Origin of the sequence: Pigmentiphaga litoralis, assembly GCF_014651835.1 — a bacterium.
Taxonomy (GTDB): Bacteria; Pseudomonadota; Gammaproteobacteria; order Burkholderiales; family Burkholderiaceae_B; genus Pigmentiphaga; species Pigmentiphaga litoralis.
Genome location: NZ_BMXQ01000001.1, coordinates 2,997,959 through 3,011,451, shown reverse-complemented (window position 1 = coordinate 3,011,451; position 13,493 = coordinate 2,997,959). Strand labels below are relative to the sequence as shown.

General features: G+C 58.1%; 13 protein-coding genes. 2 read left to right on the top strand and 11 right to left on the bottom strand.

Going from position 1 to position 13,493, the window contains the following annotated elements; translation table 11 throughout:
- Nucleotides 1-3: 3 nt before the first annotated feature.
- From IE116_RS13710 to IE116_RS13660, 11 genes are all read right to left on the bottom strand, one after another.
- Nucleotides 4-1,131, bottom strand: a complete 1,128-nt coding sequence (locus tag IE116_RS13710) for a DUF4062 domain-containing protein (protein ID WP_229828158.1) — start codon at nt 1,129-1,131, stop codon at nt 4-6.
- Nucleotides 1,132-1,562: 431 nt separating this feature from the next.
- Nucleotides 1,563-1,907 carry a hypothetical protein gene (locus tag IE116_RS13705; RefSeq protein ID WP_189613260.1) on the bottom strand — a complete coding sequence of 115 codons (345 nt, stop codon included), beginning with the start codon at nt 1,905-1,907 and terminating at the stop codon, nt 1,563-1,565.
- Nucleotides 1,908-2,197: 290 nt separating this feature from the next.
- A complete protein-coding gene (locus IE116_RS13700) occupies nt 2,198-2,500 on the bottom strand; it encodes a hypothetical protein (RefSeq protein WP_189613258.1) in 303 nt (100 codons plus the stop codon).
- Between the two features lie 215 nt (nt 2,501-2,715).
- Nucleotides 2,716-3,099, bottom strand: a complete 384-nt coding sequence (locus IE116_RS13695; RefSeq protein WP_189613256.1) for a hypothetical protein — start codon at nt 3,097-3,099, stop codon at nt 2,716-2,718.
- A gap of 499 nt (nt 3,100-3,598) precedes the next feature.
- Nucleotides 3,599-4,801: a Gfo/Idh/MocA family protein gene (locus IE116_RS13690; RefSeq protein ID WP_189613254.1), complete on the bottom strand. Its 1,203-nt coding sequence runs from the start codon at nt 4,799-4,801 to the stop codon at nt 3,599-3,601.
- Nucleotides 4,798-5,766 (bottom strand): PDR/VanB family oxidoreductase, encoded by a 969-nt coding sequence (locus IE116_RS13685; RefSeq protein ID WP_189613252.1) that lies wholly within the window; start codon nt 5,764-5,766, stop codon nt 4,798-4,800. The genes IE116_RS13690 and IE116_RS13685 overlap by 4 nt, the downstream gene beginning before the upstream one ends.
- An 8-nt stretch (nt 5,767-5,774) precedes the next feature.
- Nucleotides 5,775-6,737: an ABC transporter substrate-binding protein gene (locus IE116_RS13680; RefSeq protein WP_189614632.1), complete on the bottom strand. Its 963-nt coding sequence runs from the start codon at nt 6,735-6,737 to the stop codon at nt 5,775-5,777.
- Between the two features lie 41 nt (nt 6,738-6,778).
- Entirely contained in the window at nt 6,779-8,095 is a 1,317-nt protein-coding gene (locus tag IE116_RS13675) for a Rieske 2Fe-2S domain-containing protein (RefSeq protein WP_130355626.1), read from the bottom strand.
- 116 nt (nt 8,096-8,211) lie between these two features.
- The gene (locus IE116_RS13670) at nt 8,212-9,222 is read right to left on the bottom strand and encodes a Bug family tripartite tricarboxylate transporter substrate binding protein (RefSeq protein WP_130355625.1); all 1,011 of its coding nucleotides are present in this window, start codon (nt 9,220-9,222) and stop codon (nt 8,212-8,214) included.
- A 113-nt stretch (nt 9,223-9,335) separates the two neighbouring features.
- Entirely contained in the window at nt 9,336-10,298 is a 963-nt protein-coding gene (locus IE116_RS13665) for a Bug family tripartite tricarboxylate transporter substrate binding protein (protein WP_130355624.1), read from the bottom strand.
- Between the two features lie 83 nt (nt 10,299-10,381).
- Nucleotides 10,382-11,851: an alpha/beta hydrolase family protein gene (locus IE116_RS13660; protein WP_130355623.1), complete on the bottom strand. Its 1,470-nt coding sequence runs from the start codon at nt 11,849-11,851 to the stop codon at nt 10,382-10,384.
- Nucleotides 11,852-12,295: 444 nt separating this feature from the next.
- Between IE116_RS13660 and IE116_RS13655 the strand changes: the two genes are divergently transcribed.
- Both IE116_RS13655 and rrtA read left to right on the top strand, forming a co-directional pair.
- A complete protein-coding gene (locus tag IE116_RS13655; protein ID WP_189613250.1) occupies nt 12,296-12,850 on the top strand; it encodes a MarR family winged helix-turn-helix transcriptional regulator in 555 nt (184 codons plus the stop codon).
- Complete coding sequence (gene rrtA, locus IE116_RS13650; protein ID WP_130355621.1) at nt 12,851-13,462, top strand: rhombosortase; 612 nt, start codon at nt 12,851-12,853, stop codon at nt 13,460-13,462.
- The last annotated feature ends 31 nt before the right edge of the window (nt 13,463-13,493 follow it).

Below are 13,493 nucleotides of genomic sequence, written 5' to 3'. Positions count from 1 at the left end.
CCCTCAGGTAATCATTTCTTTCGCCACCACCTTGACGATCCGAGCGCGAGACACCGCCCTGCGCGCTACCAGCACCGCCTCACCGGTCTGTTGCAACCATTCAAAAAACCGTTGACTGGCGTGTCGCGTCTGCGAGTCGTCTCGGCAGTTGGCTAAGAAGGCGAATTGCACCTTCTGCACGTCATCGGCCACGAACACCCCGAAGGGGCCGCTCACCACCGTCGCGTCCGGAAACCCCAATAGCGACGTGGCCTGCGTTTCTGTCGCGCCTCGGTGACAGGCAATCAGATGTAATGGCCCCTGCGCCGAAGCTAGCAACCCGATGCGCTGGTGATCCTCTAGGAAGGGCCGTCCCACCAACTCGCGCGCGGCGGCCACGCTGAACGAGGCAGGAATCGCATGAACCACCACCGCTACGTCCTTGCCATCCAATTTGATTACCACACCGCCATCCACCGCCTTAGCGCCCTTAAGCCCGCTCAAGGCCATTTTGAGCGTCGACTCCATAGCAATTTTCCGCTGACGGAAGTCGAGCCTGGTCCAGTCTAGGGCCGCGCCGACGTCGAAGCGCGTCGACGCGGCAGCCTGCACGCCTCGTTGAGTCAGCAATATCACGGCGTCCGAGAGCGCCTCGAACACGCGCTGTTTCGCATCGGCCACTGTTTTCACCTCGCCGCCCCGGAAAGCCGTCTGCCGCGAGAGATACTCTTGGAAGCGCCGGTTGCGTTCGCTCGCCGCGCCCTCGGCATCGGCATCGGCATCGGTCACCGTCGGCAACGCCACCAAACGCACCTTCGCCTGCGCCGAGCGAAGCGCCTCCATGTATTCCGCGTGGCAGATCCCGATGTCCTGGTTGCCTGCGGCCCAACCCGAGTTGCCATTGGACAACACGATTAGCACGTCGCATTCGCGCACGGCTCGCAGACAGGCGTCCCAACTGTCTTGGGTGCCCTCGGCGGGCGGTGCGTCTTCGTTTATCCAGACTTCAAACAGCTTACGGCCTAGAGCTTGGACAGACTCGATATCGGTTTTCAGTTCCTTTCGCAGGTCAGTCAATGTGGTGCTGCTTCCGGGTGGGAAGGCGTCCTGGCATCGGCTGGAGAGCATTACGCGAATGAGAGATTTGGCCAACAAGTGCTCCTGTTCGACTTCCTACTAACTGACAACTTGCGATTTCCAAGTACACCGGCAAGGTGCCGAGCATGTAACTTAGCCAACCTCCACAATGCGTAGAACCATCTGTCGGCTCGGATTGGTCGCCCTGTCCCGCAAGCCCAGAAATTAGCGATATCCACCATGCTGCCCGACCGCCATCAACCCGATACCACCATCAGCGGATGATTCGTGACGGTGCGCAGAAAGAGACTTATGGCACTCAGCAATGCGAGGTGCTCGTTACCTATTCCGACCTTAGATAAGCCCGGCTGAACAATGCTTACACGGAAGACTACTTCTTTCTCCGTGACGCCTTTCTGAGCACAGCCGATTTCTCTAGGCTTCCTCTGATAAATCTTGAAGGGCGACCTCGGCGATGTTGGTTTCACGTACGGCCAGGTGGACAACTAAATTGGTAAAGTTCCAGGTCCATTTGGTGGAATTTCAGCCTGCTCGCAAACCGCGCAGAGGTCCTTTACACGATTGCCGGGAGCCACGCCGGAGGGAAACCTGCAGTGCCAAAGCGTGACTGTAATAGTGTTTTCGGTGTCTTCAATAGCGACTATGTCTGCGCTTTCTTCGGCATCATCATCAATGATGAAAGCCGATTGGCTTCGTGCTAGATATTCGATGAACTTCTGTTGGATTGAGCGGGGCCGAAGCTCCTCGCCGCTCCAGCGGCTTTCTTGATTCAGTAGCATGTCCTCCCATGCGAGCTGGCTGATTTCATCATGGTCGAAGACTTCGGCCAACTCTTCACGTTGTTTTAGCACTATCCCCCTGAAAGCTGCGAGCCATCCGCCAGTCGTACCAAAGGAGGATTGGTGGTGAAGAACTCAACGGCAGGCTCAACCTGTTGAACGCTTCGATGCTTATGCCAGGTCCCTCAACCAGCATGATCGAGTAGAACAGACCTTGAGCAGCATTTTCAGAGCTGCATTTCGATGTCCGCACGACCTAGCGAGAGTGCTCGGCCTGTTCGACGGAGGAACGAATGCGATTCTGAACTGGGAGCAGCAGCCGGTGCCGCCTGGCGTTGTAATCAGAAGTCGTTCGGCCTGACGTTCCAGACAACATCCACGATACCGCTGAACATTGCGTCGTTACTTACGTTCACGCTCCGCGGTCTGAGTTCTGCGCACACTTCAGCCTGATCGCCATTGACCTCAATCCGAGCTGGTACGCCTTTCCCTCTTAAGACATCAAAAAGGAATGCGGCCTGCTCTTTTCCGGCGACGAGGCCAAGACGCACGATCGCAACCCCACCGCTCGCGATTGAGCTTAGTTGGCGCTCTATGGCTTCGACGCCTCGAATACGACTTGGATACCAAGGGGGATGGTGCATGTAAAGTTTCTTATTAGCGGCTGTCGATGCGGCATTTAGCGAAGTGAGTAGGGTGCGAGCAAAAGGCGATGCGCTTATGTCCGATGCTGGCTGAGCTGGTCCGGTCGCCGATTGATCCATTAAGATGCCCCCGTTTGTGTTCCGAGCCGGGGCAACAGGCGGACCGAGGGCGCTGCGGCTGCCGGCGTGCAGCATATGTTCGGACTTTGTCGTCTTCACTTGTTCAACATTTGTACCGCGATGGCCCGAAGGTCTGTGCGCGGATCGCTCATAAGCGCCTGTGATCGTTGCGGCGCGGTGAGAGTTGAGAGGAGGCCTTGACGCTGCGCGGGTGTCGCAACTTCAGAGACGTTGGGCCCGTACTGGGAAAGCATCACAGCTGTAATCTTGTCAGCGCTGCCTGCTGAAGATTGCAGTTGGCTGATAATGAACGCTGGTATTTCTGCATCGGTGACACCGCGCAATCTAGCCCGATGGCACATCAAAGTCCATGTCGAGGGAACTGACCTGCTGGACTTGAAGGATGGCTGCGTGCAGTGGACGCCCCGCTTGTAATCGACCATATCGCACACAAACGAGCGCAGGGTGGTGTGGATCAAGCCGCCATGCGCCTGCTCCTTGACCTGCACCGTCGAGAGAACGTCTGGGTCCTGTTGTGCAACTCCGATCGATGGTCTGTGGAGGGCCCGCCCGAATACTCCGATAGTCTGGCAGTAGCTCGCGCGGTCTTGCACAGCGCTGCGGAGCGCGTGATTTTGGGGAACCGACTGGCCGCATCCGATGTACCGAAACCCTTTGGAGCCGGGTGAGCCGCCGCCAGATGATGCGCGGCTGCTGGACTTCCTTGCGCGTGCCGCAGAGCAGGACGAGCAGTTGCTGCAACAGGTGCTCGTCACCACTCCCGCGAAGCTATACACCTGACTACGCGGCCTGCCGGTGGTGCTATTGACGACCGCGCGAGCTGCGGCCCGCTTGCCGGGCGCTGCACGGGTGAAATAAACGTCCTCTGCCTCAATTTTGGCAATCGCGAACTAGGCCGGCCACGTATTTCACCCGTAGGACAACATCGTCATGGCACCGGCCTTGGCAGCTTCCTGGTCAGCTTCCCTGATGTACCAGATGAACATCCTTACCTTGACTATCTGAGTTCAGCATAGCGACACAAATTTCGAGCGTTGCCTTTGCCCACACCCCATCATGAAGCGGCGCGACGCCGTTTCGCACCGCGCCAATGAGTTCGTCGATCACTTCCGCACGAGGAACGGTAGGTTGCGGTAAGGGTATCCAATCTTTTGTGTAGTGCCCGTACACCTGAATGCCGTGCGGCATGGGGCGCAGGTCACCTTGATCAAGGGAAACGATAATCGGACCGAAATGCTGATGCCAAGATCGATGCTGTTCGGGTCCCGCAGGTTTGGGCGGCTGGTACGACGGCCCGCCATATGTGCTTTTCGCTTTAAGCTCAGCCTCCTCCTGCGCGGACGCTACGGTGTCTAACTTGCGCCTTGCCGAACCATAGACTGAGGGGTCTTTGGTCTGCCCCATCTCACCGGTCCAGTCCATCCACTCGTCCGAGTCAAAGTGGCCGTAGCCGTTGTAGCTAAGCGATGCATAGGCGCCACTCTCGAACCACAGCAGCGCCGAATAAGCGCCCTCGGTCGGCCGCGCAGGATCCCAGTTTCCGACCGCGGCGCGCAGTCGAGTAGCGCGGCTCCCAGCCAGCAACCTCACAATATCCACTTGATGTGCGGCCTGGCTGAAAACTGCACCTCCGCCCTCAGAGGTCATCAACTCTTCAGGCCGACGGGGACGCAGCAAATAATCCGTATAGTTCATCGCCTGGATCATGCGGATTGCGCCAAGTCGTCCGCTACTGACTACCTCACGGGCGGCCAAATAGGGCGTGTCAAAACTGTGACAATGGCCAACCAGCAAATGCACGCCGGCTTGCCTACAAGCATCTATCATGGCGTCGCAAGCTTCCAATGACAGGGCCATCGGCTTCTCGACCAATACGTGCTTGCCATGCGCGGCCGCGAGCCGCGTATGCTCAGCATGGAACTGGTGCGGACTCGCAATGTAGACCACCTCGACATTGCCATCAGCTACCAGGCCCTCGATGGAGTCGTACGTCGGTGCGTCGAAATCACGTGCGAACTGCGCCCGCGCCGTCTCTCGTGTGTCGCATGCAGCGACCAGTTGCAGACGCACATCGCCCAGGAACGTCGGCAACATTAAGGAGAACGCGCGTCCAAGTCCTGCGACGCCGACACGGAGGGGGGGCGAGAGAGCAACGCTCATAGATCCAACACCAGGCGATCGGATTTAGCACGGGAGACGCACACCATGATCTGGTTGTCTTCCTGTTCAGGCATCAGAACCATATCGCGGTGGTCCGCGACACCTTCAAGCAACCCAGTGCGGCAGGATCCACAGGTACCGCTTTCACATGAAAACGGCACTTTGACTTCTGCCTTACGCAGAACTGACAAAATCGACTGACCAACGGGAATTTCGAACTCAAGCCCGGATTTTGCCAGTTCGACCGTAAACGGCGTGTCGTCAGCCCGTTTTTCTCCGCCTTCCAGGAAGCTCTCGAAGTGAATGTTCGCAGGTGACCAATGCCCCGTCATATCGCGAACGGCTTCCATCAGGCCTCGTGGGCCACAGCAGTACACATGACCCTTATTCGGCTTTTCGAGCACCGGCCACAAATCAAACACGTTGTCCGGATCGGCTCCACTGTGGTGCACCTTAACGTTCTTGATCCACTCAGGCGCAGCCAATTCTTGAAGGAACGCAGTCGTCTCGGCCGACTGGCTCAAGTAGTACAGCTTCCAGGGCGCGGGTGGCAACTCGCCAAACGACCGGATCATCGACAGGATGGGCGTGATGCCGATACCGCCCGCAATGAAGATGTAGGCCGATGCCTTCTCGACCAGCGGAAAAGCGTTGTCGGGCAACGATGTGGGCAGCGTGTCGCCTTCCTTCGCCTCGTCGACCAGGCTGATCGACCCGCCCCGTCCGTTCGCATCCCGCTTGACCGTGATGACGTATTTGCTCAGGTCTTCCGGATCGCCGCACAGCGAATACTTCCGGAATTCGTCGTTGGGAACTTGCACCTTGACGTGAGATCCGGGGGTAAATGGAGGCAGATTATGGCCTTCCGGATGCACCAGCTCGAAGCTGCGAATGCCGACCGCCGCATCGGTCGCCCGTGCAATACGCAGTGGCATCATGCTATTTGTATCGTTAGCGTCTTCCATCTCAGGACCTAGATTTTGTAGGATTCGTAGGTGGCAGGATGGAATAGCTCTTCCACGGGCACCTGACGCGACGACAGTCCCTGCACGTGGTGATGCCGCACAAAGGTTTCCAGAGTCCGCATATTAGGTTGCACGCCGTAGGACCAGTAGTCCTCGCCCATCGTCTCTTTCGCGGCCTTCAGTTGCTCTTCAACGAAGGGCAGGGTAACCTTGGTGGCGGACGTGTCCGCCAGCTTGTCCAGTGCGGCAGCCTTGGACTTTTCAAACGCTTTGACCAGCGCCGCCGGCAGCCACGGGTGCTGCGCCGCCAGTTCCTTGCGCAGGCCGACCACATGCATGATGGGGAAGACGCCGGTGCGCTTGAAGTAGTCCTTGGCCACCGCGGTCGGATCATCGAACAGCCAGCCGACATTCGGGTTGTGCCTCGCGGCGCCGCCTGGCGGGCGCGGGGCCATGAAGCCATCGATCTCGCCACGATCCAGCAGGTCCGAAATCGTGCTGCCCTCGGGCGCATCAATCATCGTCACATCGCCCGGCAATTGCAGCTTGATCTTTTCAGGACGGCCCGGCTCGTCAATACCCCCGCGCACCCAGGTCACGTCTGACGGTTTCACACCGTAGTCGTCTTCAAGAATGGAGCGCGCCCAGACGTTGGCCGTCAGCTGGTATTCCGGTACGCCGATTTTTTTGCCCTTCAGGTCACCCGGCGTCTTGATCCGGTCCTTACGCACGTAGATCGATGTATGCCGGAAGGCGCGCGACAGGAAGATTGGCAGCGCAATGTACGGGCATTCGCCCTTCGCATGCTTGACCAGATAGCTCGAGAACGACAGTTCGCTCACGTCGAAGTCGATGCTGCGAAACGCGCGGAAGAACATCTCTTCCGGGTTGAGCAGCATAAAGACCGGATCGACACCGTCGATCTGCACGCCGCCGTCGAACAACGCGCGGTTACGGTCATAGTCGCCCATGGCGATGGAAAGTCGCAGGTTCACATCTGTCTCCGTGACGATCAGGTCGTCTGGTAGTTGCTGTCGAGTTGCGGGGCGTTGGCGTCCGTGGTCCACACCGGGCGGGCGGCAAAGTCACGCCAGTCAGTAGTCTTCGGAATGATTGCCTGGAACGAGCAGATTTCAGACGGAATTCGCAAGTCGCCTGTGCCGATGGCCGGCTGGCCTTCCTGGAACGCCTTGACCGCCTCCAGCATCTGGCGCCGGAACTCGACGATCGCGAAATCGCTGGCGCCCAGCCGGTCGTCTGACCGATTGGCGATTGGGCCCATCGTTACCCACATCGCGATGTCCTGATTTGGAAAGCCCGTGATGCCGGTGAAGTTGCCAGCTTTCATGGCCTGGCGATCCTGCTTGAAACGGTTATCGGCATTGCGGAATGGGTAGTATTGAGCATCAACGTCAATGCCGATCTGCGCGCCCAAGAACTTGCGCCAGGTTTCGGTATCCGGGGCTTTGGCCGGATCGCCCCAGGAAATGAAGTAGAACGCCGTATTCGTGTCGTCCATTGGAACGTTGATGTTGGCGACGTTGTACAGGTTGTTGGGCGGGATCAGCACGGTCCCTGGCGCCACGAATACGGTGGACCGCACATAGTTGTTCTCGGATGCCTTAGTGATCGGCCGGCGAATGGCCGCGTAGCGGAAACCGTAGCCACCCCACTGCACCTGCATGCGCGGCGCCTTGTCGGTCGACGGACGCAACCAGTTCTTGCCGGTCGCTTCGGCACCGCCAACGCGTGCAGGCAGAAAGTCGGACGAGTGCAGGCTGTCGCTGTGCGCCGAATCGATCGCGCCCTCCAGGATCTGCGCCCAATTGCAAGGGATCAGGATCTTGGCAATGCTGACTTTAGTGTCTTTCGTGGGTGCCCAAGGCGGCGGCACGAACTCGGGGATGTTGTCTTGAGGACCCATATAGGCCCACACAAACCCACCCCATTCCTGCACCTTGTAGGCCTTGTGCTTGACCTTCTCCGTCATGGCACTGGCCGACGGCTCGGAAACCATCTCGATCACCGTGCCTTCCACGTCCATTTTCCAGCCGTGATACAGGCAACGCAGGCCGCACTCTTCATTGCGTCCATACACCAGCGATACGCGACGGTGCGGACAGAACTCATCCATGACACCTACGCGGCCTTCGGTATCGCGAAACACTACCAGGTCTTCGCCGAGCACGCGCGCCTTGACGGGCGTGCCATCGGGCTCGCTCACTTCCTCGCTCAGACAGACTGGGGTCCAGTGCCGGCGCATCAATTGGCCCATCGGGGCATCGCCCTCGACGCGGCACAGCAGATCGTTTTCTTCGTTGGTCAGCATGATTTGCCCTCGACAGATGTTTGCAGAATCTTTATTCGATTCGTTAGATATCTAACTAAATTGGAGTGTATGAGAAGCCTGGGGTTTTGTCCAATGCAGGTTGCTCTCTGCTCGAATTACTCAGCTTTGATGCCTGCTGCCTTGATCGCGCCTTGGTAGCGTTTTCCTTCCTCGGCAATGGCCGCGGCGTAACGATCAGCGGGACCACCAACCGGCTCAATTCCAAGGGTGTTCAATTGTTTGATGACTTCAGGCGTCTTGAGAGCACGAGTCACCTCAGCGTTTATTTTGGTAACCGCGTAGGACGGCGTCCCTGTTGCGGCCAGAACGCCGACTGTCACCGCGAAATTGAAGCCGGGAATGATTTCCGAGATAGCGGGGATGTCGGGAGCAAGCGCCGAGCGCGAAGCGGAATTTGTGGCCAGGATTTTTACCTTGCCGTTCTCGGCAAATCCCGACAAAGAAGGCAGGGCGGCGAATACAACGCCGACCTGATTGCCTACAAGCGCCGGCACCGACTGACCCGACCCTCGAAACGGCACATGGCTAATTTGAAGGTTCAGAGCAGCTTTGACTGCCTCCATGGTCAAGTGGTGGCTGCTGCCGATGCCTGATGATCCGTAATTCAACTCGCCCGGCTTACTTTTGGCTAGCGCAACGAATTCCTGAAGCGTGTTGACCTTGAGCTCTGTGTTTGCGGCTAGAAACAACGGCGATGTAGCAACGAGCGATACTGGAACGAAATCCTTGGCTGGGTCGTAGGCCAGGTTTTTATAAATGGCTGGATTGATCGACATCATTGAGCCGTCAGTGACCAAGAATGTGTATCCATCCCTGGGGGCGCTTTTCAACGTCTGGGCAGCAATCACCCCGTTGGCGCCTGGCTTGTTCTCGACGACCACACTCTGCCCCATGTGTTCGGTAAGACGCTGGGCTACGACGCGGGCGACTGTGTCTGGCAAGCCGCCCGGGGCGTAAGGCACCACGAAACGAATGACTCGATTCGGGTAGCTTGCGCCGTCATCGGCTGCGAATGCGGGGCCGATGGCCACGGAGGCCGCCGTCCCAAACAATGCAAGAGCTAGGGTCAGAGGAAGCGGGGTTGCCCGCAGGAAGGACAGGGACATGGAATGCTCCAGAAGCGGATAGGCGCGTGGTGCGCAAATGGGTTGAGTGAGAAGAAGCGTTGAAGGGCATGCGGCATTCGTCGCCGTTATGGCTGCTGATCCGCAACGATGCCCTACGACTTGATGACGTCTGTCCAGCGCGCCAGGTCGCTTGCGGCGAGTGCGCGCAGGGCGTCTGGCGTGGTGGATTTGGCCTCGATGCCCTGCTGAGCCAGTGTTTCGATCACCGCAGGGTCGGCCAGCGTGTTGCGTGTCTCAGTCTGAATCTGGCGCACGACGTCGGCCGGCGTGCCTGCTGGTGCAACTAACGCAATCCAGATGTCGCTGCGGTAGGCCGGGTAGCCAGCCTGGGCAATTGTTGGTACATCAGGGAGCAACTGCGCGCGAGATTCGCCGGCGACCGCCAGCGCCCGCAATTTGCCAGACTTGATGTGGGGAAGAACAGAATTGATCGGCGCAAACAGTACTTGCACTTGACCGGCAAGAACGTCCGCAGTTGCAGGCGCAGCGCCCTTGTACGGCACATGCGTCATCCGCACGCCAGCCAATTTGTTGAAAAGTTCAGCAGACAAATGCTGGGGCGAACCGGTTCCTGAAGATGCATAGTTCAACTTGGTTGGGTTCGCTTTGGCGTAACTGACCAACTGCGCGACATCCTTGGCTGGCAAACTGGGGTTGACGACCAGCACTATCGGAACCGTGCCCAGCAGACTGACGGGTGCGAAATCCTTGGCCGGGTCGAAGCCAAGTCGGTACAACGCCGGATTCACGGACATCACGTTGTTGGCAGCGATCAACAACGTGTAGCCGTCTGAGGGAGCGCGGGCAACGAGTTCAGCGCCAATGTTGCCCGCTGCACCAAGCTTGTTCTCAACGACGACCGGTTGGCCCCATGTCTTGCCAAGATGTTGACTTAAAGAACGGGCGAGAACGTCATTGCTGCCACCTGGCGTAAACGGAACGATCATCCGGATGGGCTTCTTTGGCCAGGCTCGATCGGCGTCTTGTGCGATCGCAGGCAGGGTGACAGCAAGAGCTAGCACGCCGGCGACGGCGAGTCGGAGGGGAGATGGCATGGTGATTCCAGACGTGAGTTAGCCCTTCGCACAGACGAAACTGCGCGAGGGGCGGAGTAGAAAAGTCAGTCGTATCCGTGCGTTCAGCGGCGGGCCCGAAGTCCAATCAAATGAGTGACGAGACCACGCCAGCGCGTCAAAGCGATGAGTGCAGCCAGGACAGCCAACCCGGCCAAAGCTTCGAGCGACATGCTGCCGCCTCCGCTCAGGACGGGACTGGAATCTGCCCGGTATCTTGGGGAAGCCCAGCCGTCGACGTAATCAAATAGGTTTTTGACGCTATTCGAATAGGCCGCAGCGCCACCTGTGTTCATGCAGTTGGCGCAGGGCGTGAAGCCATGCGTTGCGCCTTCAATGAACACCAGATCCTTGTCCTTGGCCGCCGAAGCATCAAATTCCTCTTCGGAGTCCCGGATGAACAGATAGCCTCCCATCCCCATGACAAGGGTTGGCACTGAGATCGCACCTACCGCGCAGATCGTTGAGTTGTTGCTCGAACAATGGTCGATCCCATCCAGCGAGTTTGTAGAGCGCACCGCTTGGGTGGACAGGAACGAGCGCAGCGATAACTGCTTCGTACCGCGGTTGAACGACATCGTCGAAGCCAGCGTATCGAGCTCCACTGGGCTCACGGTTGTCACAAGCTGGCGGTCGATCGAGCCATCGTTGCGGATCAACTTTTGAGGACGCTGGGTTTTGCGCAGTGAAATTTGCGGATCGAGGCTATGCAGCTGCGATGCTCCGCCAGGACCTGCTCCCGGATTGCCGCCATGCGGAATCGCGAATTGATCGTTGTCGGGGAAAGGCCCTTTGCCGGCCGCAATGTCTTTGGTGCGGCGATCAGCTTCGGCGATCAGCGAATTCATGCGGCGCGACTGGGCAGCAAAATAACGCGCTTGGAAGTCGGGTGAGTAAGTCGAGGCGCCCGCAGCGTTATAGCCATTGGCGGGGCTGTAAGGATCAAGCGCCGGATCAAAGGCGCCCGGCGTTTCGCGCAACACCGATCCATTCAGGCTACGAAGCAAGATGACCGGAACACCTGGGTGCGCATCGGCGAGGATCAGACCGTCGGCTGGGGGAAGATTCGCTAGGTCGTTATTGCAGGGAACGATCTTGCGCGTGTCCTGGCAAAAACCGATGCCTTTCTCCGCTACGGCTTGGTAAAAACTTACGGTCGGCCCGCCGCCGCTATGACCGAAGAGGATCACTTTCTCGATCCCCGGCTGCTTACGCAAATATTCGACACCGACCTTTACGTCGAGTGCAATGCGGTCCCAATCGACCTGGAACTCGTTGTTCTCGAAGCGGGTGTTCATGCAGAAAACCGCATACCCGCGCTTGGAAAGCTCCGAACAACCAATGTGGCTCAAATAATTGCCCGTGCGATGCACGATGAGAAAGGCCACCTTCGGATTGGGATTTGCGTCGGGCGTGTAGTACAGCGCCTTGACACCGCCACTCGTGTAGTAAGTCGGGCGGCTTTGGGCCTGAGCAGCGCCGCTTGCGCACGCAACAGCTGCGAGCAAACAGGCCACTATCCTGATTGGGTTCATTGTCTTGTCTCCTGATGTACGTCGTTATGTGCCGCCGCATTCGATGTCGCAGGCGTGCCATGCAGTTGGGCCAGAACGCTACCTCAACCTCTTCTAAAAAAGCTAAGCAATCTAATAATTTAATTAGCTCGCTAATAGAATATTGATTAAGGTTCGGTGTGTCAAGCGCATCGAGCCGATTCGAGTGAGAGGAGAAACCCTTGAGCTGCTTGCAATCGCGTACGAACCGGCAACGCGAAGGCGTGAGCACAAATCGGGAGGAATCCAAGCGGACTGAATTAGGCGCTTCGGAAAATGTCGATTGCACGCCGCAAAGCGCTCTCCTTCGCCACTTAGTTCTTCGCTATCAAGGGCGTTTATAGTGAGTGCCTTGCAGCAGCCCGGCTATGCTTCCGCCGGGTCACCTACCTCTGGCCATCTCTTAAACATGAAGCGTTGCGAAGCATGAATTCAAACGAAGAAACGCGGACCGTCCTCGACCATTGGCGCGAGGCCGTTCCCGACGATCGCCTGGCTCACCTTGTGAAAGACGCGACGCGCGCATTGGTACGCGGCCTTCAGATGCGTCTGACGGAGCATGATGTCTCGTTCGGGCACTGGGCGTTTTTACGGATCCTGTGGGAGTCTGATGGGCTGACGCAACGCGAATTGAGTGAGCAAGCTGGCGTGCAGGAACCGACCACCTTTTCGGCGATGAAGGCAATGGAAGCTTTGGGCTACGTCGAGCGCAAGCACCTGCCGGGCAACAAGAAGAACATGCATGTTTTCCTGACGCGCAAAGGTAAAGCACTGAAAAAGAAGCTGGTGCCGCTGGCTGAAGAAATCAATGACATCGGCACCAAGGGGCTTAAGCCCGCCGAGATCCGTACTGCGCGCAAAGTGCTGCTAGCGATCATTACTAACTTGGCCGAAGACGAGGCGCACGTGAACAATGCCGAACGGCGCATGCCTTCGACGCGGGAGCTCTCCCGACGCATAGCCGAGAGCGCCGAGCTCTGAGTGCGTGAGTTGCCGACCATGTCGCCGCCTCAAGAAGTGCCCCAAAGTGACAAACCGTTCGGGCGAGGCTTTGGCAATTCCAGTGCAGTCGTTTTGATGCTTCTCGTGCTTCAATTGTTGGCGCCGGAGTCGACGATGTCTCTGCGCTACGATCGCGCCGCAATTCTTGACGGCGAGGCGTGGCGCTTGCTTACCGGGCAGCTGGTACACCTTGGCTGGACTCATTGCCTGCTTAACGTAGGTGGGTGGATAGTGGGCGCATTGCTGTTTCCCAAATTGTTCGCCCGCCGCCGATTTTGGCTGGAAGTAGGTGCGATGGCGATAGGCGTTGGGCTCGGCCTGCTGTTGCTTGACCCGAAGTTAGCCCATTACGTAGGACTGTCGGGCGTGATCTATGGTGTGTTGGTGCGAGGCAGCTTGCCATCTGCGGGCCGCGACTGGCGTATGACCACTCTGTTGCTCCTGATAGTCGGTCGGCTTGCCTCCCAGGTTTGGGTTGGGCCCGGCGCATCGGAAGAGGAGATGATCGGCGGCGCGATCATCGTATCTGCTCATGTGTATGGTGCAATGATGGGCGCGTTGCTAAGTCTCGGCCCGCGAGTCCTACGGTAATGACCGCTCTTCTTCGCCTCGAAGGGCGTCT

Bases quoted from the DNA above. Each gene is read 5' to 3' on its own strand.
- IE116_RS13700 (WP_189613258.1), bottom strand. From the start codon at position 2,500: ATGCACCATCCCCCTTGGTATCCAAGTCGTATTCGAGGCGTCGAAGCC.
- IE116_RS13690 (WP_189613254.1), bottom strand. From the start codon at position 4,801: ATGAGCGTTGCTCTCTCGCCCCCCCTCCGTGTCGGCGTCGCAGGACTT.
- IE116_RS13685 (WP_189613252.1), bottom strand. From the start codon at position 5,766: ATGGAAGACGCTAACGATACAAATAGCATGATGCCACTGCGTATTGCA.
- IE116_RS13680 (WP_189614632.1), bottom strand. From the start codon at position 6,737: ATGGGCGACTATGACCGTAACCGCGCGTTGTTCGACGGCGGCGTGCAG.
- IE116_RS13675 (WP_130355626.1), bottom strand. From the start codon at position 8,095: ATGCTGACCAACGAAGAAAACGATCTGCTGTGCCGCGTCGAGGGCGAT.
- IE116_RS13670 (WP_130355625.1), bottom strand. From the start codon at position 9,222: ATGTCCCTGTCCTTCCTGCGGGCAACCCCGCTTCCTCTGACCCTAGCT.
- IE116_RS13665 (WP_130355624.1), bottom strand. From the start codon at position 10,298: ATGCCATCTCCCCTCCGACTCGCCGTCGCCGGCGTGCTAGCTCTTGCT.
- IE116_RS13660 (WP_130355623.1), bottom strand. From the start codon at position 11,851: ATGAACCCAATCAGGATAGTGGCCTGTTTGCTCGCAGCTGTTGCGTGC.
- IE116_RS13655 (WP_189613250.1), top strand. From the start codon at position 12,296: ATGAATTCAAACGAAGAAACGCGGACCGTCCTCGACCATTGGCGCGAG.